Origin of the sequence: Campylobacter sp. CNRCH_2016_0050h (genome assembly GCF_025772605.1) — a bacterium.
GTDB lineage: Bacteria > Campylobacterota > Campylobacteria > Campylobacterales > Campylobacteraceae > Campylobacter_D > Campylobacter_D lari_D.
Window position 1 is genome coordinate 146,348 of record NZ_JAKMSK010000001.1, and the last position, 26,135, is coordinate 172,482.

Genomic DNA, 26,135 nt, shown 5'->3' on the forward strand with positions numbered 1-26,135 from the left:
ATTTGATTTTTTTAAGCTTGCTTTAGATATAATGCTAAAAATTATTTTTATTTCATAAGGAAAAATTTATGTCAAGAATTTGCCAAATTACAGGAAAAGGACCTATGGTAGGTAACAATGTTAGCCATGCTAACAACAAAACTAAAAGACGCTTTTTGCCAAATTTAAGAACAGTTCGTATTACTTTAGAAGATGGAACTACTAGAAAAGTTAGAGTTGCTGCTTCAACTTTAAGAACACTTAAAAAACAGAGTAGCAAATAATCCTTAATATAAACGAGGAATTATTATGTCTTTTTTGAAAAAGCTACAAAAATTCCTCAATTGGTCCCCCTCTCCAAAACCTTCAATCAACCTCAATGACGAGCTTTACGAGCAGCTTAGATTTTTAAGAATCCCTCTTATTGCTGTCGTAATAATGACACTAATTGGAGCTTTTGGTTATATGCTTACAAGTAATTATAATCTCAATGATGCTATTTACCAAGCTGGTATGACATTTACCACTTTAGGCTACACTGAAGTCAATCCCATACCAACAGCGGGTAGAATTTTTACCGTTATATATGTATTATTAACTTTTACAATATTTACTTTTTGCATGGGTTTAGTGATAGAAATAGTAAAAAAAGGAATCTTGTCTAAAATAATCAAGGAGAGAAGAATGCTTCATAAAGTTGCAAGATTAAAAAATCATTTTGTAATATGCTATCACAATGATTTTACCATAGAACTAGCACAACAATTCAAAGAAAATCACATTCCTTTTGTTGTTGTTGATGAAATAGAAAATTTTAGCGAGATAGCTGAAAAATATAATTATCCTTATTATATAGAAAGTGCTCCACATACAAATATAGCCTTTTTAAAGACCAATCTTTCTAGCGCAAAAGGTGTAATTACTCTTAGCAATAACATAGCAGATAATATAGCCATCATTGCTTCAGTGAGATTGTTTGAAAAAGAATTACAAAGAATCAATCCTTATTTTATACTAGCTAGCTCAAGCAATGAAGACGAAACTGAAAAACTAAAAAAACTTGGAGCAAATTCCATAGTTTCTGCTACAAAATTGGTCGCACAAAGACTTAGTGCTATGTCAGCAAGACCTGATATGGAAAATTTATTAGAAAATTATCTTTACAAAAAAAATAGCCCTATTGATTTAGAAGAGGTTAAAATTCCTGACGAGTCATGGGTAAGATTTAAAAGACTAAAAGAAATCCATTTAAGAGATATGGCAAATGTTAGCATAGTAGGAATTTTGGAAAATAAAAAATTTACCCCTATGCCAAGAGGAGACACTTTAATAGGCACTGGTGCAAAATTGTTAATCGTTGGTACAGCAGATAGTATAAAAATAGCTAAAAAGATTATTAAAAATAAACAAAAACCTGACGAGTTAAAATACATTTAACTTATTTAAGCTATAATCAATAACAATAAAATTTCAAAAAAAGGAGGCTTACATGCTACATGAATTTAGGGATTTAATCACCGAGTTAAAAGGCAAGGATATGCATTTTGATAAGTTGTTTGAAGAGCACAACAAACTTGATCACAAAATCAAAGATGCAGAAGAAGGTAGAATTCATCTAGATAGCTTAGAAATAGCAAATCTAAAGAAAGAAAAGTTAAAATTAAAGGATGAATTAAATACTTATTTATCAAATTATAAAAAATAATTTCTACCGATTTTTTTAACTTTTAAGGATTAAATATGTTTGGAAAAAAAAGTCAATTATCACAAGACTTTGAAAATTTACAAAATAAAATCAAAGAACTAGAAGAAGAAAACAAAAGACTTCTTTCAGAAAAACAAGAATTAATTAAAAATTATGAAAAACAACTTCAAGGAAATTGCGGAAAAACTGAACTTGAAACAAATCTTTTGGAAATGCTATTAAATGGTGTTTTAAAAGGTATTGCAAATGTTCAAAGTGATATGCAGGAAAATGTTAATAAAGCGGAAATGATTTCTCAATATTCTGATTCCTCTTTAAAAGATATGCAAGAGTTAAATTCAATAACTCACTCTATCATATCTTCACTTCAAAGCATTATAGAATCAGCTAATCGCTCAAGAGATACAGCGGGAAATTTACACCGCAGCGTTGATGAGATCACTAATGTTATTAACTTAATCAAAGATGTATCCGATCAAACCAATCTTTTAGCACTAAATGCCGCAATCGAAGCTGCTAGAGCAGGAGAACACGGCAGAGGCTTTGCTGTTGTTGCTGATGAAGTAAGAAAACTTGCTGAAAAAACACAAAAAGCAACTTCTGAAGTAGAATTAAATATTAACCTATTAAAACAAAATGCTGATGAGATGTATGGACAAAGCGAACAAGTAGAAAAAGTATCATTAGAATCTAATGAGCATATAGTAAAATTCTCTAGTAATTTTGCTCAATTAATTTCTAATGCAAATTCAACTAGTTCTCACGCTAAAAGCATTACCTCTGAAATATTCATATCACTAGCAAAACTAGATCATATTGCATTTAAATTAAATGGATATAATGAAATTATTCATGCTTCAGGAAAAACTTTATCTGATCACTTAAGTTGCAGACTTGCAAAATGGATTGCTGGTATTGGCAAGGAAAGATTTTCTGGCGGAAGAGCTTTTGGTAAGTTAAATTTACCACATCAAAAAGTACATGAAAATATGAACCAAGCCGTTGCTTTAGCACATAATGAAGATACAAGTGATAAACTAGTACAAAATCAAATTTTAGATAAATGCTCTAATGCTGAAAAGGCTTCTGAAGATTTATTTGGAATCTTTAAAGAAATGCTTGATGAAAAAGATCTAAATATTGAAAATAAAGAGGAAAAATAAAAAGAGGTAAGATTAATTCTTACCCTTAAACCATAAATACACATACTCAAGTAAAGGAGTTTTTATAGGATTTTCTTTAGAAAACTTTTCAAAATCTTTTCTTTTTATCCATACTGCTTGGATATCCTCCCCCTCAATTCCACCACCATTACCAATTTTATCATCTTCATTAATTTCAGCAAAAAATAAAAATTGTCTACTAACACCTGAACCAAAACCTGTATAAAATTCCCCTATTTTTTCTACAACCTTAGGAGCATAACCTAGTTCTTCAATACATTCTTCTTTAGCTATTTCCTCTAAACTCAAATCTTTATCAACAAGACCTGAACAAAGCTCTATGCTAAATCCCATCTCGTTTAAATTTAAGTTATTGCGTTTTTGATAATCCCATAAAGGAATTCTAAATTGCTTTACAAAAACAAAAGAATCTTTTTGAGTATGATATAAAAAAACAGAAACACTATCTAATGCTTCTATAAAATCCCAAGTGTATTTTTTGTTATCTTTACCTATATAAGTATATCTTTTAGGTTTAATATATTTTGAGTTAGAAAATTGCTCTTCTTGTAAATTTTTCATGTAAAATCCTTATAATTTTACATCTATTATAACAAAATAAAACGAGTATGAAAAAATATGAAAGAATTTAAAAGAGTTGCTATAAAAAGCAACTCCAAAAAGAAGTAGAAAAGATGGTATTACATCATACCACCCATGCCTCCCATACCACCCATGCCACTCATATCAGGCATAGCAGGTTTGTCTTCTTTAATTTCGCTAATTGTAGCTTCAGTTGTTAAAAGCATGCTAGCTACCGATACCGCATTAAGTAAGGCTACTCTTTCTACTTTAACAGGATCGATAATACCGCTTTCAAGCATATTTACATATTCACCTTTTGCAGCATCAAAACCAGTATTTTCTTCTTTACTATTTTCTACTGTATTTACAACTACACCAGCATCAAATCCAGCATTTTCAGCAATTTGTCTTAAAGGTGCTCTTAATGCTCTTTCTACAATAGCTGCACCAATAGCTTCATCACCTTGCAAATTCAAGCTGATTTTTGATTTTGCTTTGATTAATGCAGCACCACCGCCTATTACTATACCTTCTTCAACAGCAGCTTTTGTAGCACTTAATGCATCATCAACTCTATCTTTTTTCTCTTTCATTTCAGTTTCAGTAGCCGCACCAACTTTAATCACCGCTACACCACCGCTTAATTTAGCTAATCTTTCTTGTAATTTTTCTCTATCATAATCTGAACTTGTTTCAGCAATTTGAGCTTTGATTTGGTTAATTCTTGCATCAATATTTGCTTTTTCACCTGCACCATTTACAATAGTTGTATTGTCTTTATCAATAATCACGCTTGAAGCTTGACCTAAATCTTGAATACTAGCACTTTCTAAAGTTCTTCCAAGCTCTTCAGAGATCACTTCACCACCTGTTAAAATAGCAATATCTTCAAGCATAGCTTTTCTTCTATCGCCAAAGCCAGGAGCTTTAACTGCTGAAATATTTAAAACACCTCTTAATTTATTTACAACTAAAGTTGCCAAAGCTTCGCCTTCAATGTCTTCAGCTATAATTAAAAGTGGTTTTCCTGTTTTTTGAATTTGTTCTAAAATTGGTAATAAATCTTTTAAGTTGGCAATTTTTTTATCAAATAACAAAATAAAAGGATTTTGCAATTCAGCTGTCATTTTTTCAGTATTTGTAATGAAATATGGGCTTAAATAACCTCTATCAAATTGCATACCTTCAACTACATTTAATTCATCATTGATTGATTTTGCTTCTTCAACAGTGATAACACCATCTTTTCCAACTTTTTCCATAGCATCAGCGATTAAATTTCCGATTTTCTCATCTGAATTCGCAGAAATTGTTGCAACTTGAGCTATTTCTTTTTTATCTTTAACTTCACGAGAAAGTTTTTTAAGTTCAGCTACTATAGCTTCGCAAGCTTTATCCATACCTCTTTTAACTTCGATAGGATTAGCACCTGCTGTAATATTTCTCAAACCTTCTTTAAAAATAGCATGCGCTAAAACTGTTGCTGTTGTTGTTCCATCGCCTGCTTGATCAGCTGTTTTACTAGCTACTTCTCTAACTAAAGAAGCACCCATATTTTCTAAAGAATCTTTTAATTCCACTTCTTTAGCTACACTCACACCATCTTTTGTGATAGTTGGAGCACCAAAACTTTTTTGGATTAATACATTACGACCGCGTGGCCCCATAGTGACTTTTACAGCATCATTAAGTTTTTTAACACCTTCATAAAGTTTATTTCTTGCTTCATCTGAAAAAAATATTTCTTTTGCCATTTTTTATCCTTTTTTATTTAATAATCCCTAAAACATCTTCAACATTAAGAACTAAATACTCTTCATTATCAAGTTTAATTTCAGTTCCACCGTATTTTGCAAACATTACTTTATCATTTACCTTAATATCTTCTATTTCTTTGCTTACTGCAACAACTTCACCATTTAATGGTTTTTCTTTAGCATTATCTGGTATAATAATCCCAGAAGCAGTAGTTTTCATTTCTTCTAAGCGTTTTACTAAAATACGCTTTCCTAGAGGTTGAAAATTCATTTTTTATCCTTTCTAAAATGTGCCATTTTTAGCACTCTTTGTTTTTGAGTGATAGAATTATACATTAAAGAAAGTTAATTGTCAATAAATTAAGTAAAATATATCATATAAGTTTAGTCTATATCACTAAATTTATATGATATATTATTATAAAGGTTTCTCATGAAAAAAATTCTTTACATTCTTTTAGGTGTAGTGTGTATAGCATTTCTAGCTATATATACATTATTATTTACAAGCATGGGTAATGCTTTTTTAAAGCCAAGAATCGAAACGATTATTGCTCAAAAAAGCGGTATGAATGTTAAATTTGAAAATTTTAAAATTAGTTTTTCACAACTTGACATTAAAGCAAATATTGATGATAAATTTTTTGCTAACATAGAAGGTGGTATATCACCTTTAAGACTAGGATTTGATTTAAACTATCTTTTAGGACTTAAACAAAACTATATTCAAAATCTTGGCTTAAAAAGTGATAAAGATTTTACATTTAAAGGTAGTGCTGTAGGTAAAAGTAGTGATTTTTTAGTAAAAGGTAATGGGTTTTTGTTTGATTCCAATCTTAGCTTAGATGCAAAAATTGTTGATTTTTCTCCTATAAATCTTGAATTTATTGGTAAAAATATAGATTTGGCTCAAATTTTAGATTTTGCTAATCTACCAAGATATGCTCAAGGAAAAATTAGTATTATAAGTGATATACAAGCTAAAGATTTAAAACCAAATGGTAATGCTTTGATTAATTTTTACACAAGTTCTATCAACAATACTCTAATTGAAAAAGATTTCAATCTAAGCCTACCAAAACAAAGCTATATAAAAGGTGAAATAAGATCTTTAATCCAAAACAATGAAGTTATTTCTAAAAGTGAAATTTTAAGCAACTTCTTCAAACTTTATACACAGAAAAGCATTTATGATATAGCAAAACAAAGCTTAACTAGTGATTTTGATATCAAAATAGATGATTTTAATCAATTTTCATCTCTAGCCAAAATGAAACTCCAAGGTAAAAGTCAAATTCAAGGTAATTTACTTTTTGCAAACAATCAATTGCAAAAATTAGATGCTGACTTACTTGGATTTGGTGGTAGCTTAAAAGCTGTTTTAGAAAATAATAATCTTAATATCAATACAACTAATATAGAAGTAGCAGAACTTTTAAAAACCATATCCATACCTGCTTTTATTAATTCTAAATTAGTTTTAGATTTAAAAGCACAAGGGCTTGATTTTAAAAATTTCAATCTAAACACTAGGTTAAACAATGCAAATATAAATGTTATGGAATTTAAAAAACTAAGCAATCTTGACTTTCCAAAAACAAATTTTAACTTACAAGCTAAAGCAAATGCGAAAAATTCTTTGATTGATTATGAAGCTTTACTTGATTCAAACATAGCAAAAATACCTCAACTAAAAGGTTCATATAACCTTACAAACAAAGATTTAAATGTACAAATTAGTGCTTTTATAGATAATCTTAACAAATTAAAACCTTTAACCAAACAAGATCTCAATGGACCTTTAAATTTAGATGCCAAAGTTGATCTTAAGTCAAATCAAATTCAAAATCTTGATGCAAATATTAAAATCATGCAAGGGCTTATCAATGCAAAATCCAATGGAAAAAGTTTACAAGCAAAGATTGATAATATAAAATTAGAACAACTTTTTCCTTTGATAGGACAAAAAGTTTTAGCATTTGGTGATGTAAATGCAGATATTGACTTAAAGTCACTTGATTTTAACAATATTAATGGTGATTTTAAAGCAATCATTAATTCTTCTTTTAATGAAGTAGAATTATCCAAGCTTTTAGAGAAAAAATTTCCAAAGAATACTTCAGCAAAAATCAATCTTGATGGAAAAATTTCTAAATCAATCATTGATTTTAACGCTAAAGTTCTAAGTTCATTTGCAAATATTAATTCATTAAAAGGTAAATTTGATCTTAATCAAATGGCTCTAGTAAGCACTTATAATATATCATTGCAAGATTTTTCTAAGCTAGGATTTTTAGTTGATAGAAACTTAAAAGGCAAGGCTGATTTTGAAGGAAAATTTGATTTTAAAAACGCTTTAATAGATGCAAGTATTAATAGTAAAAATATATTTAACGGCTCATTAAATGCCACTTTAAAAAATAATATTTTTAACGCTAAAATGCAAAATACCGATCTTTCAAATTTAACTCAAAGCTTAGATTTACCTGATTATTACCAAGCAAAATCAAATTTAAGCATTGATTATAATCTTTTAAAAGAAAGTGGTGTAGTGCTAATGAATTTAGCCGATGGGCAACTTAAGAAAAATCTTATCACAGGTGCTTTAATGTTACTTTTACAAAAAGATATCACTCAAGATGTATATCGCAACGGTGAAGCCAAAATAAACATCAACAAAAATCTTATAGATTTAAATTTAAACCTAGTGGCTGATAGAAGCAATATAAATATTAGCAAAGGTAAGGTTGATACAAAAAGTACCAAATTAAATATTCCTTTTAATATCGTCATTGATAGAGCAAACTTCAAAGGTACTATAAAAGGAACAACACAAGATCCTAAAGTAAGTCTTGATACAAAAAGTGTTGTAAATTCCATTGTTAATACAATAGGCGGAAATGCTAGTGATGGTGCTAAAAATACAGGTGAAAAAGTAGATCAAGCAATAGATAAAATTTTTAACAAACTCTTCTAATAAACCTAGCCTTTAAAAAAGGCTAGGTTTATTAAAATAAACCAAATTTACCATCTTTTTTCTTATATAACACCCTCATTTTTGCATCTATGTCATTAAAAACTAAAAATATATCTTTACTTGCTTTTAATTTTTCCAATGCTTCTTCAATTTCCAAAGGCTTATATAGCTCAAGTTCTGTTGGAACTATCTCATCTTCCTCAATCAAGCTCGGTAATACTAAATTTTCTTTTATCTCATCTTGATGTTTATGGGTAATATTTTTATCATGCAATCTTCTTAAAACCTTAGAAATTCTATCAGTAGCTAAATCTATAGCAGCATATAAGTCTTTATCTTTTTGCTTTACAACCACTGTATTAATACCGGCTAGATTAATGCTAAATTCAGCCCAAAATCCTTTCTTTCCATGCCTTTCATCAGCACTTATAACACAACGCGCAGAAATCACATCTAAGCCATATTTACTTAAAGCATCAAAGCTTTTTTCCACATACTCTTTTATAGACTCAGTTAGCTCAAATTGCTTTCCAACTATACTTATATTCATTACTTCTCCTTTTTATGAAGTTAAATACATTATAGCACTTTAATCGTAAAAAAATAACTTTTTAAATAAAAAATAAATTTAAAATTTTAAAGGATCTAGAATAAGCACACCATCCTCTGAAAGTTTTTTACCTTGAAAATGTGTTTTACAAAAAGAAACAATTAAAGCATGAAAAATTTGATAAAGCTCATATAATTTACATTCTTTTTTTAATAAAACACACAATTCTTGTTGATTTTTAGCTATGTCTTTTTTTAAAAAATCTGCCAACTCATCATAACTTTGACACTCATAGCCTAAATAATTAGCTATTTTTGCACTATAAGCATCAACTACTAAAACTTCTTTTTTGCATATATAATTTAAAATTCCATCAGCACTTTCTTGACCAAAACCCTTAATATCCAAAAGCCATTCTCTATCAACTTCTTCTTTAAAAAGCTCAAAAGAATTAAAATATTGAAAATATTTTTGAGTAAAATTTTTAATATATTTTGCCTTAGTATTATAAAATCCACTTGGCTTTATTAAAAACGCTAAATCTTGAGTATTTAAATTTGATAAATCTTCTATCTTAGTAATATTTGCTTGTTTTAAATTTATCAAAGCTTTCAATACATTTTTCCAATTTGTATTTTGAGTTAAAACTACAGAAATTAAAATTTCAAACTCACTTAAAGTATTATTTTCTAGCCATTCAAAATCTTTATAAACAATATTTGCATTAACTAAAGCTTTAAAAATTTCATGTCCACTCATGCTTTTTCACTCTTTCTTAAATGCATCAAAATAGCCTCAATTACATCATCATCGTCTTTACTTTTTGCCTTAATGACTTCCTTGCTCTCATCATCTTTTACAAAACAAATATTTTGTTCATAATTGCTCACTAATTTATAATGTTTGCTAGCTAAAATTTTTATGATGATTAAATCCAAAAACTGCTTTGTGAAGATATCAGGTCTTCCAAAACGATCATTCATCTCACTTTCTATCTCATAAACTTCATTAACACTCATACACTTACTAAGTCTTCTGTAAAGTTCTAATCTCAAACGATCTTCGCTAATATACTCACTATTTAAAAAAGCATTGATATTAAGCTTTAGATCTATTTTTTTCTCTTTAATTTCTTCTTTTTTACTTAGCTTATTAATTTCATCTTCTAACATTTTAAGATACAAACTATAACCAATTTGTTCTATATGTCCACTTTGATCTACGCCTAATAAATTTCCACCACCACGAATTTCTAAATCATGGTAAGCAAGCACGCTTCCTGAGCCTAAATAAGAATTACTCTCTAAACTCGTAAGTCTTTTTAAAGAATCTTTTGTGATTTTTTCCTTATCTTCAATCAAAAAATAACAATATCCTTGCTTAGCGCTACGCCCTACTCTTCCTCTAAGTTGGTGCAAATCAGCCATACCAAAGCGATCTGAATTTTCTACTATGATAGTGTTTGCATTTGCCAAATCAATACCACTTTCAACTATAGAAGTACAAAGCAATAAATCATATTCTTTATTTTCGAATTTAATCATTTCTTCTTCAGTAATTTTTGCATCAATTTTAGAATGTAAGATTAAAATTTTTAAATTTGGAAACAAATCTAAAAGATATTTTTTACACCCATCAATACTTGCTATATGATTGTGTATATAAAAAATCTGTCCTGCTCTTCTTAATTCTCTTGAAATAGCTTCTTTAATCAAAGCGTCATTACTTTCTCTAACAAAGGTACGCACATCCAAACGATCCTCAGGTGGAGTTTGTAAAACACTATATGATTTTAAAGAACTAAGAGCTTGATTTAAGCTTCTTGGTATGGGCGTTGCCGACATAGATAGAATATGTGAATTTTTACTTAGTTCCTTGAGTTTTTCTTTTTGTTTTACACCAAATTTATGCTCCTCATCTATCACGACTAAACCCAAATTTTCACACTCAACTCCTAAAAGAGAATGCGTTCCGACCACTACACAAGGCTTATTTTCTTTTAAAAATGCTAAAACTTGTTTTTTTTCTTTAGCACTAGTAAAACGATCTAGCTTAAAAACCTCTATATCAAAAGAATCAAATCTTCGTTTTAAGGTTTTAAAATGCTGAGCTGAAAGCAAAGTAGTTGGCACAAAAAATAAAGCCGTATAACCACTTTTTACACAAGTAAATATAGCGTTCATAGCAACTTCTGTTTTACCAAAACCCACATCGCCACTTAAAAGCCTATCCATCACCTGCATACTTTTTAAATCTTGAGTGATTTCTTGACAAACTTGACTTTGATCTTTAGTGTAAAAAAATCCTGCCTTATTGATAAATTCATCTTGTAATTCTTGAGAAATTTTTAATTCTTTTGCTTTTATCAAAGCTCTAGCCGCTGCTAAAGAAACTATATTTGAAGCAATGGCAAATAATTTTTCTTTTAATCTTTCCTTGATTTTTAAAAAACTTCCTTTTCCAAGCTTATCAAGTAAAGGCACGCCACCACTTGCACCGATATATTTATCAATCATATATAAATTTTCAACAGGCAATAAAAGCTTATCGTTATTTAAATACCCAAGAGCGACAAATTCTTTTTTTGCTCCTGCTATTGCAATAATCTCAAGACCTAAAAATTTAGCTACACCATAATCTTCATGCACAACAAAATCCCCAACCCTAAGCTCATCTATTACCAAACTTGCTTTTCTAACTCTTTTGTTTTTTTCTTTTTTATTTAAAGATATGATAAGCTCATCTTGAGTACTTAAATTAATTCTTTCTTGGGATATTTTTAATTTAATATTTGAAAATTCTTGTAAATTTAAAGCTTTAAACAAAGCTTCATTTTTTGCTAAAATAGTAATTTTTTTATCTTTGTGAAAAGTGAAAAAATCATAATTATAAGAACTTACCAAATCTTTATAAAATTTTGGTTCAGGTAAAATATTTTGATTGATTTTACTAATATCTTCTTCAAAATCATTTACATCAAATTTTCTTATGCTTACAAAATTTAAATCTAAATAATCACAAAAATCATCAACACACCAAAAACCTAAAGAATTAACATCATTTATAATGCTTTGACTTTGGAAATTTTGAATTTTTTCTTGTAAATTTTCATATTGCTCTTGACTAAAAGCACTCAAAAAAGGACAAATTTCTATATTGGAGAGTTCAGCAGGAATTGATTTTTGTGTATGTATATCAAAATATCTTATACTTTCTATCTCATCTGAAAAAAGTAAAATTCTAAAAGGTTGTTCTTCATTAATCGCAAAAATATCTATAATATCCCCGCGCATTGAAATTTCACCCTTATCTTGAACTATATCTACAAACTCATATCCACTATGTAAAATTTCTTCTTTAAATTTCTCTAAAGCAAGAAGTGAATTTCTTTTAAGAATAATGTTTTTTAGATGCTTTTTACCTGGTAATTTTTGCAAAATTGTTTTTATGGGAGATATTAAAATTTTATTTTCATTTTCTTTATGATAAGCATTTAATACTTTACAAATTTCAAAAAGTTCTTTAGAAAAAGAGCGCAAATCGCTACCAAATTCTGCTCTAAAATCAGGTAAAATAAAAGTTTTTAATTTTAAAAATAAGCAAACTTGAGCTAATTCATCTGCTTCTTTATCATTCTCACAAATTATTAACTCAGTTTTATTACTTAATAAATATTCATATAATTTAGCTTGCATTTTCTGAATTTTCTATACTCACATCAATAGTTGCAAGCTCTTCTTCTTTTTCAATTATTTTACTACTTCCGTTAAATTTCCCACCATTTTCAATACTTAATTGTTTAACTATGATATTACCATTAAGCACACCGCCGGATAAAATTTCTAAAGAATCAACTTGCATTTCTCCCTCAAAAACTCCATTGATTACTATTTTACTTGCCTTAACTTGTCCTTTTAAAACACCACTTTTACCTATCACTATCACATTAGAAGAATTAATTACTCCTGTGATTTCTCCATCTAAATGAAGCATAGAATCAAAATAAAATTTTCCTTCTATTTTTGCTCCGTTTGAAATGACTGTAGTTTCGGATACTGCAGCAATAGAGCCTTTATTAAAGATTGCCATGGCACTCTCCTTTCTTTTTCAAAAATTTGTTCATAGTTTTTTCGGTTTAAATCTATAAAAATCTTAGGATCTAAAAGTTTATTAATAAATCTAACCTCATAATGCAAATGCGGGCCCGTAGAAAGACCTGTATTTCCCGTATAACCCAACAAATCACCTTTTTTTACAAATTGCCCTGCTTTGACAACATCCTGACGCGTCATATGCGCATAAACCGTTTTAAAACCAAAATTATGGATCAAAATCACTGAGTAACCATAACCATTATTGCTATATGCAGCGTATTCAACCACTCCATTTGCAGGCGCATAAATAGGAGTTTTTAAAGCTGCTCTTAAATCAATACCTGGATGAAATTCTTTTTTATTTAATATAGGATGATGACGCCATCCGAAATTACCTGTGACTCCATTATCTTCTATCACATGACCATTTGGAATTTGTGTTAAAAATAAATAAGCTTGATCATTAGTAAGTTTGACTTTTTCTAATCTTTCTGGTATATCTAAACTTTCATCTTGTTTTAAGCCTAAATTATCCTCAATATCTGCAAGTTGGGTTTGGAGTTCATCATATAAGGCTGTTTTTTCTTCTAAACTTTTTTGCATACTCTCATTTTGAGAAAACAATTTAGTATTCTTTGAAGATAATATTTCTTGTTCTTTTAAAAGCTCTGAACGCTTATCTGCTAGATAATTAATATATAAAGCACCTAAAACTATAACAACAAAAACAAAAGTAGTAAAATAAATTATTACTTTTTTTATAATCTGACTTAATAAAAAATGTCTAGAACCATTTACATCTGTAATAGTTAGCGTAAATTTATCTTTCATTATAGCCTCTTAAAAATTTTTCTACCAATACAAAAGAACCAAAAACTAAATATAACTCATCTTTTTTTATTTGTTCAAATTTTTGATAAACAATATCTAATTTTTCTAAATTTTCTAGCAAAACAGAACCCGCCAAAGGTCTATCTTTACTTTCATAATCATAAATTTCAACTATTTTTATTATAGGTTTTAAAACCTTTAAAATTTTATAAGAATCTTTATCTAAAAAGCAATTATAAACTAAATGAACTTTTTTTTCCTTGAAAATTTCAACTAAAGCTAAAGCCGCCATTTCATTATGTCCTACATCAATAAAAATATTTTGACTTATTTGCTCGCACCTTCCTTTTAAATCAAGTTTTGGTAGATTTTTGATACTTTGAATTAATTCTTTTTCATTTTTAGCACAAATTTTAGAAAAAGCTTCTAAAGCTAAAAAAAGATTATCTTTTAAAAAAGTTGCAAAATTGTGCTTTTGAATATATTCTTGCACATAAGGATAAATAAAATTATTTTTTTCTAGCAAACTGATACTTAAACTAGCTCGTTTTAAATTTGCTATTTTTTGAGCCAAATTTAATACTTTTGCTTCTTGCTTATGATTAATTAAAGCTTTGGCACTCATGGCTTTTAATTTTGTTCTTGCTATTTCTTCTAAATTTTTACCTAATAAATCTTGATGATCAAATCCTATTTTAGTAAAAATACTAAAATTTATTTCAAAAACACTTGTCGCATCATACTCCCCACCTACTCCGGCCTCTAAAATCACATAATCGCAATCTTTAAAAATAAAAAAAGCTAAAAAAGTAGCGTATTCAAAATAACTAAGTTTTTTCACATCTTCCAAAAAAACACTTTCTAGTTTTTCATACGCTTTTTCTAAAAGTTCATTGCTTGCAATTTTGCCATTTAACCAAAATCTTTCATTAAATTCAAAAATATGTGGACTTGTATAATGACCTACTTTATATCCTTGCTCTAAAAGTAAAAGCGCTAAAAATCTACCCGTACTTCCTTTACCATTAGTGCCAATAATTTGGATATTTTTAGTTTTTGGAATAAATTTTTTATACTTCTCATACATGCTAAACATAAAAAATCTACTAATTTTTTGCACATACATAGTTTTTTGTGAAAGTGTTTGTTGAAATTTCATGCTAAGCTTTTTGGATTAATTCTTTTAAAATATCGCCATCTGGAAATTCTTTTTTTTCTATGTAAGAAGATGATAAAATAAGTTTAACTACTTCTTCTTTATAAATAAATTTATAATCATCTATAAGCTTTAAGGCTTTTTCTATAAAAATCTGAGCACTTTCTAAATTTTTACCTGGAAGTATAACCAAATAAGAACTTTCATCTAAAATCCAAATTTCACCCATATCTTTACATAAATCTTTAAGTATCTTTTTAAACTTTCCACTAATTGCCTTAAAACTATCAACACCATAGACATTAATAACATGCTCTATATTATTAATTTTAAAAAAACATAATGCATAATTAACAGCATAAAGCTTATAGTTTTCATCAAGTTTTTTAAGTTCTTGAGCAAGACTCCACTGCTCTCTTTGCTCATCATCACTTGTAGCTTGAATTTGAGTTTTAATTTGCGCTATTTGCTCGTTTGCATATAAAAGTTTATCTTTTAGTGTATCAAAATTAATTTGAACATTACCATTTTCATCTTTAGTTAAAGCATTAATAAATTTCACATCTTCTTGGCTGTTATCATACAGCTTTGATACCATTTCATTTAAGCTTTCTAAGTGCTGATTAAAAAAAGAAAGGTTTTTTTGTATATAATATTTATCTGTTGCTTCTTTTTTTTGCAACATTAAATAATACTCATGTGCAAATTCTTTCCTAGCAATTAATTTAGGATTTTCTTTTAAATTTTGTTTAAACTGCTCAAGCTCTTTACTTGCTCCAAACAAAGACTCCAAAGAAGCTAGTAAAAGTTCAGCCTGCCTCTCATAAGATCTCTCCTTTAACATAACAATGAGTTTTTCAACTAAAGTGTGAAAATCCAAAAACGCTCGAATATTAAATTCTTCTAATTTTTTTAAAAGCTCATAATCCTCATAAGATTTTTCAAGCTCTCTCCATTTAGCTCTTAAAAGATATATGGTTTCTAAATCCATAGCTTGAGATAATCTGTGTTGAGTAATTTTTGCTAGTTCTTTGATTTTTTTATCTTTGCTAATACTAAGCTGATGTACAATCAAATCAAGCAAAGCATAAACATCTTCATATTTTCTACTTACTTGCCTATTAAGCCTAGAAACTAAAAACATCAAAAACTCATCAATAGTTCGAATGCTTTTTCCTTTTAGCTCTTGCTTATAAATATCATCTAAAAGATTAGTATATTTTTCTATCCTTGCTTTATTAAAACTCATCACTCCCGCTTTTTTAGCACATTCTTCAAATACCTCACTATAATTTTCAGGAGTTGGATGCAACTTACGCTCTTTTAATTTTATCAATGCTTCTTTTGCAATCTCATTGATATGACTTGCCATTTATTTATAACCCCTAATAGCTATAATAGAAACAAATTCATCAAAAGCTTCACTTGATGCATTTTTAATTGCTTCAAATCTAGCTTGATCGCTAATAATAGAATTTGGATTAATATCAAAATTATAACTTCCCTTGGTATTTACAACTTCTTCTTTACCATTTTTATAACGCATAAGAAATTCCAAGTAAAGCTCTGCTTTATAATTAACCACATAACCATTTCTATCATACACTATAGGATGAAATTCTAACTTTTTCATCGTAACTATAATAGAACTATCTGCATTATGCTCATCTGTGACTTTTCTGCCAAGCTTATTAAGCATAGCTTCTCTTAAAATATCTGTTATATAAACACTATTTTCGGGATCTTGTTTACTAATATTGATTTTCAAAAATACATTTTCACCCAAAACCCTACTTGCCATTTGAGATGATGGGATATATCCACAAGATATAATAAAAAAAGCAAAAAAAGATATTAAATATTTTTTCATTTAACCACCAAATTTACCAATTTCTTATCAATATAAATTTCTTTTACAATGGTTTTTCCTTCTAGCCATTTTGCAACATTTTCTTTAGCCAAAGCTAAAATCTCATCTTCTTTAGCTTCTGAATTTATTTCAATCTGTGCTCTTTTTTTACCATTAACACTAATAGCTATATTAAAACTATCTTTTACAAAAACTTCTTCTTTTATTTTTAATACTTTAAAATTTTCACATTTAAACAAATGCTCGCTAAGCTCAAAACAAACATGAGGGATAATAGGCTCTAAAATATTTAAAATAATACAAAAAGCTTCTTTTAAAACTTCTTTATGATTTATAGCATTTAAGGCATTTAAAGCTTCCATACATGCAGCTATTAAGGTATTAAAGGCAAAACTTTCTTCATAAACTTCAAAAGATTTTTTCAAAGCTTCATATACTTTTAATCTAGCATATTTTTCTTCTTTATTTAAACTTTGATGATCAATTTCTTGTAATTTTCCACATTCTAAACTCATAGCCTTTTCATAAAGCCTATTGATAAATTTAAACGCACCCTCTAGCGCACTATCGTTCCATTCAAGTTCCTTAGCAGGTGGTGCAGCAAACAATATAAACAATCTTGCACTATCTGCTCCATATTTTTCTATAATATAATCAGGATCAACTACATTACCCTTAGATTTACTCATCTTAGCACCATCTTTAGTGACCATTCCTTGAGTTAAAAGTCTATTAAAAGGCTCATCATCTTTTAAATAACCCAAATCTCTAAGTGCTTTTTGGAAAAATCTAGCATAGAGTAAATGCAATATTGCATGTTCAATCCCGCCAATATATTCATCAACATTCATCCAATAATTAACACTTTTTTCATCTACCGCTTTTTCTTGCCATGTTTTATCATCACTTGCAAAACGCGCAAAATACCAAGAACTTTCAAAGAAAGTATCTAAAGTATCGCTTTCTTTTTGTGCTTTTTTACCACATTTTGGACAAATGCACTCTTTCCATATTTCATGCTTATCAAGTGGATTTCCCTCTCCATTTATAATCACATCTTCAGGCAAGGTAATAGGTAAATTTTCTATTTTTTGAGGAACTATACCACAAGAATTACACTTAATCATTGGTATAGGAGCACCCCAATATCTTTGTCTAGAAACACCCCAATCACGAATTTTAAAATTGGTAACCTTTTTACCAATACCCAAAGATTCAATTTTTAAACTAATTTTTTCTCTAGCATCATTACATTCTAATTGATCAAATTCGCCACTATTGGTTAAAACACCTTCTTTTAAAGTGTAACATTGTGCGTCATTTTCATTTTTATAAATTACTTTTTTTATAGCTAAATTATAAGTTTTTGCAAACTCATAATCTCTTTCATCATGAGCAGGCACACTCATAACAGCCCCGCTACCATAATCACTTAAAACAAAATTAGCTACCCATAAAGGAATTTTTTCTTTACTTAGTGGATGGATTACATGAAGATTTAAAAAATATCCTTCTTTTGGCGCAGCTTGTCTTTGGCGGGGTGTTTGATTTTGTATATTTTGAATTTTTATGATAGTATCTTGATCTAGTAATTTTTTATCAATTAATTCGTTTACTATTTCATGATCAGGTGCTAAAGCAATATAAGACACTCCATAAATAGTCTCAGCTCTTGTTGTAAAAACATTGATCTTTTTTGAACTGATTTTATTATTTTCTTCTATATCAAAATCAAAACTAAGCCCTGTGCTTTTACCTATCCAATTTTCTTGCATAGTCAAAACCTGACTTGGCCATTTTCCTTCTAATTTTTTAAGATCTTGCAATAATTCATCTGCATAAGCGGTAATTTTTACATAATATCCTGGCATTTTTTTTCTAATGACTTCATGTCCGCAACGCCAACATTTGCCATCTTCAACTTGCTCATTTGCCAAGACTGTTTTATCATTCTCACACCAATTAACTTCAGCTTCTTTAGTATAAACAAGTCCTTTTTCATACATTTTAATGAAAAATTCTTGCTCAAATTTAGTATATAAAGGATCAGAAGTAGCAAACATTCTTTTTTTAGAAAAGGAAAAGCCCAAAGAAGCAAGTTCATTTTGCATATAATCAATATTTTCATAAGTCCATTTCTTAGGATGAATACCGTGTTTTATCGCAGCATTTTCAGCAGGCATACCAAAACTATCAAAACCTATAGGATGTAAGACATTAAAACCTTTTTTTCTATAATATCTAGCCATAGCATCACCTATGCTATAGTTTCTCACATGCCCCATATGAATTCTACCACTTGGATATGGAAACATAGATAAAATGTATTTTTTTGGTAAAGAAAAATCATCTTTTGGCTCAAAATATTCTTTTTCTTGCCAAATTTTTTGCCATTTTTTTTCTATTTTACCTGCCTCATATGCCATTTTAACTCCTAATTTTCTTCTTGACTTTTTACTGAATCAACTATAACTAAAATCATTGAAAAGATATTAGCTATCAAAGCACCAATTGCTAAAGTATAAACCATAATATTAGCTTCTGGATTAATTTGTATTAAAGCAAAAGCTGGAATTAAATGCAAATCAGCCACTAAAGAACTAGCAAATAATTCAGCTGCTAAGAAATTTCTAACTCCAATTTTCAATAAAGTAGAAATTAAATTCACACAAGCTGCAATAAATAATGCAACTTCATTTTGATCATATAAAAATCCTGCGGTCGTAGTTAAGCTCATTAGAGCAAAAAAGATATAAATAACCTTACCCCAATTCATTTTTACACCGTTCCTTTTTCATACATCGCTCTTAATTTCTCTTTTTCTTGTTTTTTCTTTACTTTTTCTAATTCTTTTTGACGATACTGCGTAACACTAAATTTGAACCATAAAAGTGCTGGACTTGCTACAAATATAGAACTTGCAGTACCTGCCACAATACCCACTATCATAGTTAGAGCAAAACCTTCTATCATAGATCCACCAAAGAAATAAAGCACTACAACAGTGATTAAAGTTAAACCCGTTGTTAAAGTAGTTCTTGATAAAGTTGCAGAAACTGATTCATTAATAATTAAATCAAGTTTTGAATTTTTACTTGTTTTAACACCTTCTCTAATCCTATCAAAAATAATAATCGTATCATTTAAAGAATATCCAAGCACAGTTAAAACAGCCGCCAAAATATCTAAATTTACATCTATTTCAAATAATGCAATAGCACCTAAAGTAATGACTATATCATGAATTTCACACACAATAGAAGCCATAGCAAAACGCCATTCAAATCTCACTGCCAAATAAATCAAAATAGCAATCAAAGAAATTCCAACCGCCATAAGACCTTTATTACGCAGTTCATCTCCTACTTTTGGACCTACTACATCCACGCGGCGCACTTCAAATTTACCTGTATCTTTTAACAAATTTGCAATACTTACTCCAATATCACTTCCCAAGCTATCGCTACTTCCTGAAAAACGAATAATAACTTCATTAGCACTACCAAATTCGGTAACACTAGCTCCTTTTAAATTTTCATTTATAGATAAAGCTTTACGAATTTCAGCCAAGGGTGCTTTTTGCTCATATTGAAGTTGTACCAAAGTTCCACCGGTAAAATCAATACCAAAATTCAAACCCTTAGTAAAAAGGATAAAAATAGAACCAAAAAATAAAATAAAAGACAAAGAGATGGCTGCAAATCTCATTCTCATAAAATCATAAATATGTTTTTGACTAAAAAATTGCATTAAGGTCTCCTATATCCAAACCATAATCTTGTGTTATTGCTTTTTTCCATACGGTTCATAAACATTTCAAACATACCATGAGTTCCAACAATAGAAGTAATCATTGAAACTAAGATTCCAATGCTTAAAGTCACCGCAAAACCTTTTACCGCACCTGTTCCATAAGCATAAAGTACTACTGAAGTAATAAGCGAAGTAATGTTAGAATCTAAAATCGCACTCATTGCATGCTTATAGCCATTTTCAACACTTTGCCTTATGCTAGCACCATCTCGCAATAATTCCCTAATTCTTTCATTAATAATAACATTAGAATCTACTGCCATACCTACAGTAAGCACAAGTCCTGCCATACCAGGTAAAGTTAAGGTTGCACCAAACATAGCCATTACAGCAATAATCACTAAAATATTTGCCACTAAAGCAATATTAGCAAAAATTCCTGCTATACCATAATACATCACCATAAATGCAATAACTAATATAGAAGCACCTGCTAGGGCTATCATACTCATTTTAATACTATCAGCACCCAAAGATGGTCCAACACTTCTTTTTTCAAGCATTTTAACCGGTGCTAAAAGTGCCCCACTTCTTAAAGCAATGGCCACATCATGAGCTTCTTCAACAGTAAAGCTACCACTAATTTGACCACTACCTCCACCTATTCTTTCATTAATTCTTGGAGCTGAATATACTTTATTATCTAAAACTATAGCTAAGCGTTTGCCTACATTATTTCCTGTATAGTCTCCAAATTTTTTAGCACCTTCTGAATTTAAGGTAAAATTAATAACAGGAAGATTATTACTTTGCGCAAAACCTACTTTTGCATCTGTTAGCATAGAACCATCAAGAATAGGTATAGATTTTACTAGATATTTAATTTGAGGATTTTTTGCATCTTCAAAAATTAAATCTCCATATTCAGCAGCCTGAGCTAGAGTAAGATTATTTACCTGATCCATTCTAACATCATCTACTTCCATTAATTGCAAATGTGCAGCTTTTGCAATAAGTTCTCTAGCTCTAGCCTCATCTGCAGCAGTTTTAATACCTGGAAGTTCGACTAAAATTTTATCCTCACCTGATCTTGCTACATTTGGCTCTGCAAGACCAAATTGATCAAGTCTATTTCTAATTGTTTCTACAGCTTGCAAAATAGCTTGTTCATGAGTTAATTTAATTTCTTCTTGGGTTAAAGAAAGTGTGTAGTGTAAATTTTCGTGTGCAATAGCCAAGCCTTTAATGTCTTTTAACAACAAATCAACCTTAGCTACATCGTTTTCATCCAATAAACTAAATTCAATACTAGTATCATTTACTTTGATTTTATCAACAATAATATCTTCTTTATTGATAGAATAACTAAGAGAAGAGGCTATGGATTTAACCTTTGACTTAACCGCCTCTTCCACTTCTACACCTAATAACATATGCAAACCACCTTGCAAATCAAGTCCTAGGTTAATCTTAGCACCACTTTGGGTTTGCATAAAAGAAGGTATAGAAAAAACAAGCCCTATAAGAAAAACTACAAAGAAAATAATACTTCTATAAGTAATTTTTCCACTACGCATCAATTTTCTTTGCTATAAAATCTCTAGAAATTTTTACAACTACATTTTCATCATTAAGCTTAACTTTGATAAAATCCTCTTCTGGTTTTACCACCTCGCAAATTATCCCACCATTTGTGATGATTTTATCTCCTTTTTCTAAAGATGAAACCATCAATTTATGGTCTTTTGCTTGTTTTTGTTGTGGTCTAATAACCAAAAAATAAAAAATCGCAAAAAGCACAATGAGAGGCAACAATGAAGTCCAAATATTTCCGTTTTCTGCCATTTCTTCCCCTTTTTTTAAAGTTCATAAATTCTAATTCTACCACTTTTAAAATAATAAAAGCCTTTTTTTCTGCACTTTTATTGTCAAATTTTATTTATTTTTCTTTTTTTGAAAATTTACTTTTCGAATTTATCTCACCATTTTTAAGCATATATGGTTTAATTTTATTACTAAGAAACAAAAGTAAAGCAGGATATTTTTACACCGGTTTTTTTATAGGAATTTTATGGTTTTGGTGGATAGGTTTATCATCAATTTATTTTAATTTAGCTTATTTAATTCCTTTAGAAATTATCTTAATTGGATTAATTTATGGGTTTTTGTTTTTTATATGTTTTTTTCTTAAATATGATTTTTTAAGGCTTTGTGGAATTTTTTTACTTTGTTTTATTCATCCTTTTGGCTTTGATTGGCTAAATTGGGGTGTTTTAAGTGTATATGGAATCTTTGATGCAAGTTACCAAGGTATTATAGCTATGTTTTTGATTGCTTATTTTTATTATGAAAAATATATTTCAAGATATTATAAAATAGCAATTATTCTAATCCTTATTCTAATCGGAGCTCAATATAATCAAAAACAATCACAAACACTAAATTTAGACTATAAATTAATCCAAACTAATATCTCTCAAGATCAAAAATTCATACAAGAAAATTTACAAACTCATTCTAAAGATATATTTTATCAAATCAACAAGGCTATAAAAGAAGGTAAAGAAGCAATTATTTTTCCTGAAACTGCTTTTGCTTTTGCATTAAATAAAGCACCAAGTTATTTACAAGCCTTAAAAGATTTATCAAAACAAATCATCATCATTGCAGGTGCTATAAGCACTACACCTAATCATCTATACAATAGTACTTATGTATTTGACAATGGCAACATACAAGTTTTTAACAAACATTATCTTGTACCTTTTGGAGAAGAAATTCCTATATTTAAAAACTTTTTTAAAAAATATCTTTTAAATATTGATGAATTTTCAAAAGGAAAAGAATTAAATCAATACACTCTAAATAATCAGCTCATCACTAATGCTATCTGCTTTGAAGCTACAAAAGAAAAACTTTACAAACACTCAAAAATCATCATCGCTATTTCAAACAATGCTTGGTTTAATTTTTCAAGTGAGTATAAATTACAAAATTTTCTAATGCGTTTTTATGCAAATAATTATAATGTAAGTATATATCATGCAGTTAATGGAAAAGAAAATGCAGTAATTAAGCCAAAAGAAGTATTGATTTTAAAGATAAAAGAAAAACTTTTAAAGCAAAATGAAGCTTAAAAGCTTCATTTTATAATGCCTTAAATTCATCAAGTGCGTCTAATTTTTCCCAAGGATAATCAGCTTGACCCACTTGACCACGAGCAGCTACATCAGCATACATGAAAGTATCTTTACTTGGTTTATCAAGATTGAATTTATTTTTAATCCAATTTGGAGTTAATGGGAAAGTTTTCATCACAAAATCACTTAAAATATCATCATCTAATCTTGTATTTGTTCCCATGCAATCCACACTTACAGAAGTTGGTTTAGCCACACCTATAGCATAAGAAAGTTGTACTATACATTTTTTAGCAAGCCCTGCTGCTACAATATTTTTAGCAAGCCATCTTGCAGCATAAAGTCCACTTCTATCAACTTTAGTATAGTCTTTAGAAGATTGTGCACCACCTCCTATTGGAGCATAGCCACCAAAGCTATCTACTATAAGCTTTCTTCCTGTTAAACCACTATCATGTAATGAGCTGTGATTTACATATTTTCCCGTTGGGTTGATTAAAATTCTTGTTTTTTCTGGGCAAAAAAGCTCTTTTGGTAAATTTGAATCCAAAATCAAATCCATCACCAAAGCTCTTAAATCTTCTATTTTCATACTTTCAACACAAGGAGCTGAAACTACAATAGTATGGATACTTTGAGGTTTGCAATTTTCAAAATTTTCTTTATTTGCATAATCAATTGTAACTTGAGTTTTAATATCTACTCCAAGTTTATCAGGATTGTTTTTTGCAAACTCATATACTTTATCACAAAGCATTCTAGCATAAGAAATAGCTGCTGGCATATATTCTTTTGCTTCATTGCTTGCAAAACCAAACATTATACCTTGATCACCTGCTCCAATCTCTCCATCTTCTTGATCAACACCTTGATTGATATCAGGACTTTGCTCATTTAAAAATACCATTACATCTAAATCATCAGGGTGCAAACATTGTTTTTTGCTAAAATGCGGATTTCCATTGTAACCAATATCTGCTAGAGCTTTTTTTACAATATTTTCATAATCTTGTTTTTCTAGTTTATATTTTGATTTAATCTCACCACCAATTACTACTTTATTTCCTGCTACAAAAACCTCACTAGCAACCCTTGAGTCTTTATCATGAGTTAAAAAGGCATCAACTATAGAATCAGCTATAATATCAGCACATTTATCAGGATGTCCTGCACTAACAACTTCAGAAGTAAATAAATACATATTTTATATTCCTTGCATCATCTTTTTCGTTAAATTAAAAATTTTCTAAAATATAATAACATAAGCTAACTTAAAATTCAAAAAGCTTATTTAAGCTTTACTTTGCTAGAATAAATTTAAATTTATCACTACAAAAAAAGGTAAGAAATGAGTTTATTTTCTTATGCAATCAAACGCTATAAAGATGGAAATCTTATTTTACAAATTTGCATAGGTATTGTTTTAGGAATTTTAGTAGGTATTTTTTCTAAAGATTTAGCTATTTTTGCAAATATTTTTGGTGCTTTATTTACAGGTGCATTAAAAGCTATAGCGCCAATTTTAGTTTTTATTTTAATTTTAACAACCATTTGCACAAAAGAATTTAATCATGGAAGTGAGAAAATAAAACACATTATTTTCTTGTATATTTTTGGAACCTTTTTAGCTTCTTTAAGCGCAGTTAGTATAAGTTTTATCTTTCCTGTAGAATTAGTATTAACCGATATTGAAAAAGCTTCCACTACAAGCCCTGCGCATATAGGCGAAGTATTTAAAACCTTACTTTTTCAAGTAGTAGACAATCCGATCCATGCCTTATCTTCAGGAAATTATTTAAGCATATTAGCTTGGGCTATTGGTGGAGGTTTTGCTCTAAGACATTGCTCTAATGATGCAAAACAACTTTTTACTGATATAAACGAGGGTGTATTAAAAATTGTTAAATTTATAGTCAAGCTTGCTCCTTTTGGAATTTTTGGACTTGTGGCTAATTCAGTTGCTCAAACAGGAGCAGCAGGACTTTTTAGTTATATTAAATTATTAATAATTTTAGTTTTGACTATGTTTTTTGTAGCTTTTGTGATTAATGCTTTAATTGTCTTTGCTTATACAAAGAAAAATCCTTATCCTTTGATTTTTATTTGTTTAAAACATAGTGCTGTTTTTGCATTTTTTACAAGAAGTTCTGCAGCAAATATTCCTGTAAATATGGCACTTTGCTCCAAATTAAATATCAATAATAACCTATATAGCATTTCTATTCCACTAGGTGCTACGATTAATATGGCAGGAGCAGCTGTAACTATAGCTATACTAAGTCTTGCAGCAGCTCACACAGTAGGTATTGAAATAAATTTTTTACAAGCTATGCTTTTGAGTGTTTTAGCCGCATTTGCAGCTTGTGGAGCTAGTGGGGTTGCTGGGGGTTCACTCTTACTTATACCACTTGCTTGCTCTTTGTTTAATATTGATTATGACATAGCTATGCAAGTAGTTGCGGTTGGTTTTATCATAGGGGTTATCCAAGATAGTGTTGAAACTGCATTAAATAGCTCAACAGATGTTTTATTTAGTGCTATTTGTTCAGATAATGAGCTTAATTTAAAAATTTAA

General features: G+C 29.1%; 24 protein-coding genes and 1 pseudogene. 8 read left to right on the plus strand and 17 right to left on the minus strand.

Annotated features, from left to right (window positions below; all coding sequences use genetic code 11):
- Nucleotides 1-68 precede the first annotated feature (68 nt).
- From rpmB to L8X28_RS08385, 5 genes and pseudogenes are all read left to right on the plus strand, one after another.
- The gene (gene rpmB, locus L8X28_RS00745) at nt 69-263 is read left to right on the plus strand and encodes a 50S ribosomal protein L28 (RefSeq protein WP_012661734.1); all 195 of its coding nucleotides are present in this window, start codon (nt 69-71) and stop codon (nt 261-263) included.
- Between the two features lie 25 nt (nt 264-288).
- Entirely contained in the window at nt 289-1,416 is a 1,128-nt protein-coding gene (locus L8X28_RS00750; RefSeq protein ID WP_220566855.1) for a potassium channel family protein, read from the plus strand.
- Nucleotides 1,417-1,468: 52 nt separating this feature from the next.
- Entirely contained in the window at nt 1,469-1,684 is a 216-nt protein-coding gene (locus L8X28_RS00755; protein WP_133318720.1) for a YdcH family protein, read from the plus strand.
- A 431-nt stretch (nt 1,685-2,115) separates the two neighbouring features.
- A pseudogene (locus L8X28_RS08380) lies at nt 2,116-2,400 on the plus strand (methyl-accepting chemotaxis protein); the annotation flags it as partial.
- Between the two features lie 99 nt (nt 2,401-2,499).
- On the plus strand, nt 2,500-2,847 hold the full coding sequence (locus L8X28_RS08385; RefSeq protein WP_404842196.1) for a CZB domain-containing protein: 348 nt from the start codon (nt 2,500-2,502) through the stop codon (nt 2,845-2,847).
- Nucleotides 2,848-2,859: 12 nt separating this feature from the next.
- On the opposite strand, the gene L8X28_RS00765 is transcribed toward L8X28_RS08385, so the two are convergent.
- The 3 genes from L8X28_RS00765 to groES all read right to left on the minus strand — a co-directional run bounded on the left by L8X28_RS00765 (nt 2,860) and on the right by groES (nt 5,460).
- Nucleotides 2,860-3,429 (minus strand): NUDIX domain-containing protein, encoded by a 570-nt coding sequence (locus L8X28_RS00765; RefSeq protein WP_220566857.1) that lies wholly within the window; start codon nt 3,427-3,429, stop codon nt 2,860-2,862.
- Between the two features lie 119 nt (nt 3,430-3,548).
- On the minus strand, nt 3,549-5,186 hold the full coding sequence (gene groL, locus L8X28_RS00770; protein WP_070256698.1) for a chaperonin GroEL: 1,638 nt from the start codon (nt 5,184-5,186) through the stop codon (nt 3,549-3,551).
- 13 nt (nt 5,187-5,199) lie between these two features.
- Nucleotides 5,200-5,460 carry a co-chaperone GroES gene (gene groES, locus L8X28_RS00775; protein WP_039626536.1) on the minus strand — a complete coding sequence of 87 codons (261 nt, stop codon included), beginning with the start codon at nt 5,458-5,460 and terminating at the stop codon, nt 5,200-5,202.
- A 162-nt stretch (nt 5,461-5,622) separates the two neighbouring features.
- Here groES and L8X28_RS00780 point away from each other — a divergent pair, with 162 nt between their 5' ends.
- Nucleotides 5,623-8,166, plus strand: a complete 2,544-nt coding sequence (locus L8X28_RS00780; RefSeq protein ID WP_263665242.1) for a hypothetical protein — start codon at nt 5,623-5,625, stop codon at nt 8,164-8,166.
- 31 nt (nt 8,167-8,197) lie between these two features.
- On the opposite strand, the gene hpf is transcribed toward L8X28_RS00780, so the two are convergent.
- The 13 genes from hpf to yajC form a co-directional block, all read right to left on the minus strand.
- Nucleotides 8,198-8,716 (minus strand): ribosome hibernation-promoting factor, HPF/YfiA family, encoded by a 519-nt coding sequence (gene hpf / locus L8X28_RS00785; protein ID WP_263665243.1) that lies wholly within the window; start codon nt 8,714-8,716, stop codon nt 8,198-8,200.
- Nucleotides 8,717-8,794: 78 nt separating this feature from the next.
- The gene (locus tag L8X28_RS00790) at nt 8,795-9,475 is read right to left on the minus strand and encodes an endonuclease III domain-containing protein (RefSeq protein WP_263665244.1); all 681 of its coding nucleotides are present in this window, start codon (nt 9,473-9,475) and stop codon (nt 8,795-8,797) included.
- Nucleotides 9,472-12,411, minus strand: a complete 2,940-nt coding sequence (locus L8X28_RS00795) for a DEAD/DEAH box helicase (RefSeq protein WP_263665245.1) — start codon at nt 12,409-12,411, stop codon at nt 9,472-9,474. The genes L8X28_RS00790 and L8X28_RS00795 overlap by 4 nt, the downstream gene beginning before the upstream one ends.
- Nucleotides 12,401-12,805 (minus strand): bactofilin family protein, encoded by a 405-nt coding sequence (locus L8X28_RS00800; RefSeq protein WP_263660127.1) that lies wholly within the window; start codon nt 12,803-12,805, stop codon nt 12,401-12,403. Before L8X28_RS00800 ends, L8X28_RS00795 begins: the two co-directional genes overlap by 11 nt.
- On the minus strand, nt 12,733-13,644 hold the full coding sequence (locus L8X28_RS00805) for a M23 family metallopeptidase (protein WP_243705623.1): 912 nt from the start codon (nt 13,642-13,644) through the stop codon (nt 12,733-12,735). The genes L8X28_RS00800 and L8X28_RS00805 overlap by 73 nt, the downstream gene beginning before the upstream one ends.
- Nucleotides 13,631-14,800, minus strand: a complete 1,170-nt coding sequence (locus L8X28_RS00810; RefSeq protein WP_263665246.1) for a Mur ligase family protein — start codon at nt 14,798-14,800, stop codon at nt 13,631-13,633. Before L8X28_RS00810 ends, L8X28_RS00805 begins: the two co-directional genes overlap by 14 nt.
- A gap of 1 nt (nt 14,801) precedes the next feature.
- On the minus strand, nt 14,802-16,169 hold the full coding sequence (locus L8X28_RS00815; RefSeq protein ID WP_263665247.1) for a hypothetical protein: 1,368 nt from the start codon (nt 16,167-16,169) through the stop codon (nt 14,802-14,804).
- Entirely contained in the window at nt 16,170-16,667 is a 498-nt protein-coding gene (lptE, locus tag L8X28_RS00820; RefSeq protein WP_263665249.1) for an LPS assembly lipoprotein LptE, read from the minus strand.
- Nucleotides 16,664-19,093 carry a leucine--tRNA ligase gene (leuS, locus tag L8X28_RS00825; RefSeq protein ID WP_263665250.1) on the minus strand — a complete coding sequence of 810 codons (2,430 nt, stop codon included), beginning with the start codon at nt 19,091-19,093 and terminating at the stop codon, nt 16,664-16,666. The genes lptE and leuS overlap by 4 nt, the downstream gene beginning before the upstream one ends.
- An 8-nt stretch (nt 19,094-19,101) precedes the next feature.
- Nucleotides 19,102-19,443: a DUF6394 family protein gene (locus L8X28_RS00830; protein WP_263665251.1), complete on the minus strand. Its 342-nt coding sequence runs from the start codon at nt 19,441-19,443 to the stop codon at nt 19,102-19,104.
- A 2-nt stretch (nt 19,444-19,445) separates the two neighbouring features.
- Nucleotides 19,446-20,417: a protein translocase subunit SecF gene (gene secF, locus L8X28_RS00835; RefSeq protein ID WP_220566868.1), complete on the minus strand. Its 972-nt coding sequence runs from the start codon at nt 20,415-20,417 to the stop codon at nt 19,446-19,448.
- A complete protein-coding gene (gene secD, locus L8X28_RS00840) occupies nt 20,417-21,997 on the minus strand; it encodes a protein translocase subunit SecD (RefSeq protein WP_263665252.1) in 1,581 nt (526 codons plus the stop codon). The genes secF and secD overlap by 1 nt, the downstream gene beginning before the upstream one ends.
- The gene (gene yajC / locus L8X28_RS00845; RefSeq protein WP_039618686.1) at nt 21,990-22,265 is read right to left on the minus strand and encodes a preprotein translocase subunit YajC; all 276 of its coding nucleotides are present in this window, start codon (nt 22,263-22,265) and stop codon (nt 21,990-21,992) included. The genes secD and yajC overlap by 8 nt, the downstream gene beginning before the upstream one ends.
- Here yajC and L8X28_RS00850 point away from each other — a divergent pair.
- Nucleotides 22,235-23,557, plus strand: coding sequence for an apolipoprotein N-acyltransferase (locus L8X28_RS00850; protein WP_263665253.1), 1,323 nt, complete (start codon nt 22,235-22,237; stop codon nt 23,555-23,557). The genes yajC and L8X28_RS00850 overlap by 31 nt on opposite strands.
- 10 nt (nt 23,558-23,567) lie before the next feature.
- On the opposite strand, the gene metK is transcribed toward L8X28_RS00850, so the two are convergent.
- On the minus strand, nt 23,568-24,761 hold the full coding sequence (gene metK / locus L8X28_RS00855; protein ID WP_263665254.1) for a methionine adenosyltransferase: 1,194 nt from the start codon (nt 24,759-24,761) through the stop codon (nt 23,568-23,570).
- Nucleotides 24,762-24,908: 147 nt separating this feature from the next.
- Here metK and sstT point away from each other — a divergent pair, with 147 nt between their 5' ends.
- Nucleotides 24,909-26,135: a serine/threonine transporter SstT gene (gene sstT / locus L8X28_RS00860; RefSeq protein ID WP_220566871.1), complete on the plus strand. Its 1,227-nt coding sequence runs from the start codon at nt 24,909-24,911 to the stop codon at nt 26,133-26,135.

What these genes read in the sequence shown, in the direction of transcription:
- L8X28_RS00850 (WP_263665253.1), top strand. Translation starts at nt 22,235, where the DNA reads ATGAAGTCCAAATATTTCCGTTTTCTGCCATTTCTTCCCCTTTTTTTA.
- L8X28_RS00750 (WP_220566855.1), top strand. Translation starts at nt 289, where the DNA reads ATGTCTTTTTTGAAAAAGCTACAAAAATTCCTCAATTGGTCCCCCTCT.
- L8X28_RS00765 (WP_220566857.1), bottom strand. Translation starts at nt 3,429, where the DNA reads ATGAAAAATTTACAAGAAGAGCAATTTTCTAACTCAAAATATATTAAA.
- L8X28_RS00830 (WP_263665251.1), bottom strand. Translation starts at nt 19,443, where the DNA reads ATGAATTGGGGTAAGGTTATTTATATCTTTTTTGCTCTAATGAGCTTA.
- secF (WP_220566868.1), bottom strand. Translation starts at nt 20,417, where the DNA reads ATGCAATTTTTTAGTCAAAAACATATTTATGATTTTATGAGAATGAGA.
- lptE (WP_263665249.1), bottom strand. Translation starts at nt 16,667, where the DNA reads ATGAAAAAATATTTAATATCTTTTTTTGCTTTTTTTATTATATCTTGT.
- L8X28_RS00815 (WP_263665247.1), bottom strand. Translation starts at nt 16,169, where the DNA reads ATGGCAAGTCATATCAATGAGATTGCAAAAGAAGCATTGATAAAATTA.
- sstT (WP_220566871.1), top strand. Translation starts at nt 24,909, where the DNA reads ATGAGTTTATTTTCTTATGCAATCAAACGCTATAAAGATGGAAATCTT.
- L8X28_RS00800 (WP_263660127.1), bottom strand. Translation starts at nt 12,805, where the DNA reads ATGGCAATCTTTAATAAAGGCTCTATTGCTGCAGTATCCGAAACTACA.
- rpmB (WP_012661734.1), top strand. Translation starts at nt 69, where the DNA reads ATGTCAAGAATTTGCCAAATTACAGGAAAAGGACCTATGGTAGGTAAC.
- groES (WP_039626536.1), bottom strand. Translation starts at nt 5,460, where the DNA reads ATGAATTTTCAACCTCTAGGAAAGCGTATTTTAGTAAAACGCTTAGAA.
- groL (WP_070256698.1), bottom strand. Translation starts at nt 5,186, where the DNA reads ATGGCAAAAGAAATATTTTTTTCAGATGAAGCAAGAAATAAACTTTAT.
- metK (WP_263665254.1), bottom strand. Translation starts at nt 24,761, where the DNA reads ATGTATTTATTTACTTCTGAAGTTGTTAGTGCAGGACATCCTGATAAA.
- hpf (WP_263665243.1), bottom strand. Translation starts at nt 8,716, where the DNA reads ATGAATATAAGTATAGTTGGAAAGCAATTTGAGCTAACTGAGTCTATA.
- L8X28_RS00810 (WP_263665246.1), bottom strand. Translation starts at nt 14,800, where the DNA reads ATGAAATTTCAACAAACACTTTCACAAAAAACTATGTATGTGCAAAAA.
- L8X28_RS00755 (WP_133318720.1), top strand. Translation starts at nt 1,469, where the DNA reads ATGCTACATGAATTTAGGGATTTAATCACCGAGTTAAAAGGCAAGGAT.
- L8X28_RS00795 (WP_263665245.1), bottom strand. Translation starts at nt 12,411, where the DNA reads ATGCAAGCTAAATTATATGAATATTTATTAAGTAATAAAACTGAGTTA.
- L8X28_RS00790 (WP_263665244.1), bottom strand. Translation starts at nt 9,475, where the DNA reads ATGAGTGGACATGAAATTTTTAAAGCTTTAGTTAATGCAAATATTGTT.
- leuS (WP_263665250.1), bottom strand. Translation starts at nt 19,093, where the DNA reads ATGGCATATGAGGCAGGTAAAATAGAAAAAAAATGGCAAAAAATTTGG.
- secD (WP_263665252.1), bottom strand. Translation starts at nt 21,997, where the DNA reads ATGCGTAGTGGAAAAATTACTTATAGAAGTATTATTTTCTTTGTAGTT.
- yajC (WP_039618686.1), bottom strand. Translation starts at nt 22,265, where the DNA reads ATGGCAGAAAACGGAAATATTTGGACTTCATTGTTGCCTCTCATTGTG.
- L8X28_RS00780 (WP_263665242.1), top strand. Translation starts at nt 5,623, where the DNA reads ATGAAAAAAATTCTTTACATTCTTTTAGGTGTAGTGTGTATAGCATTT.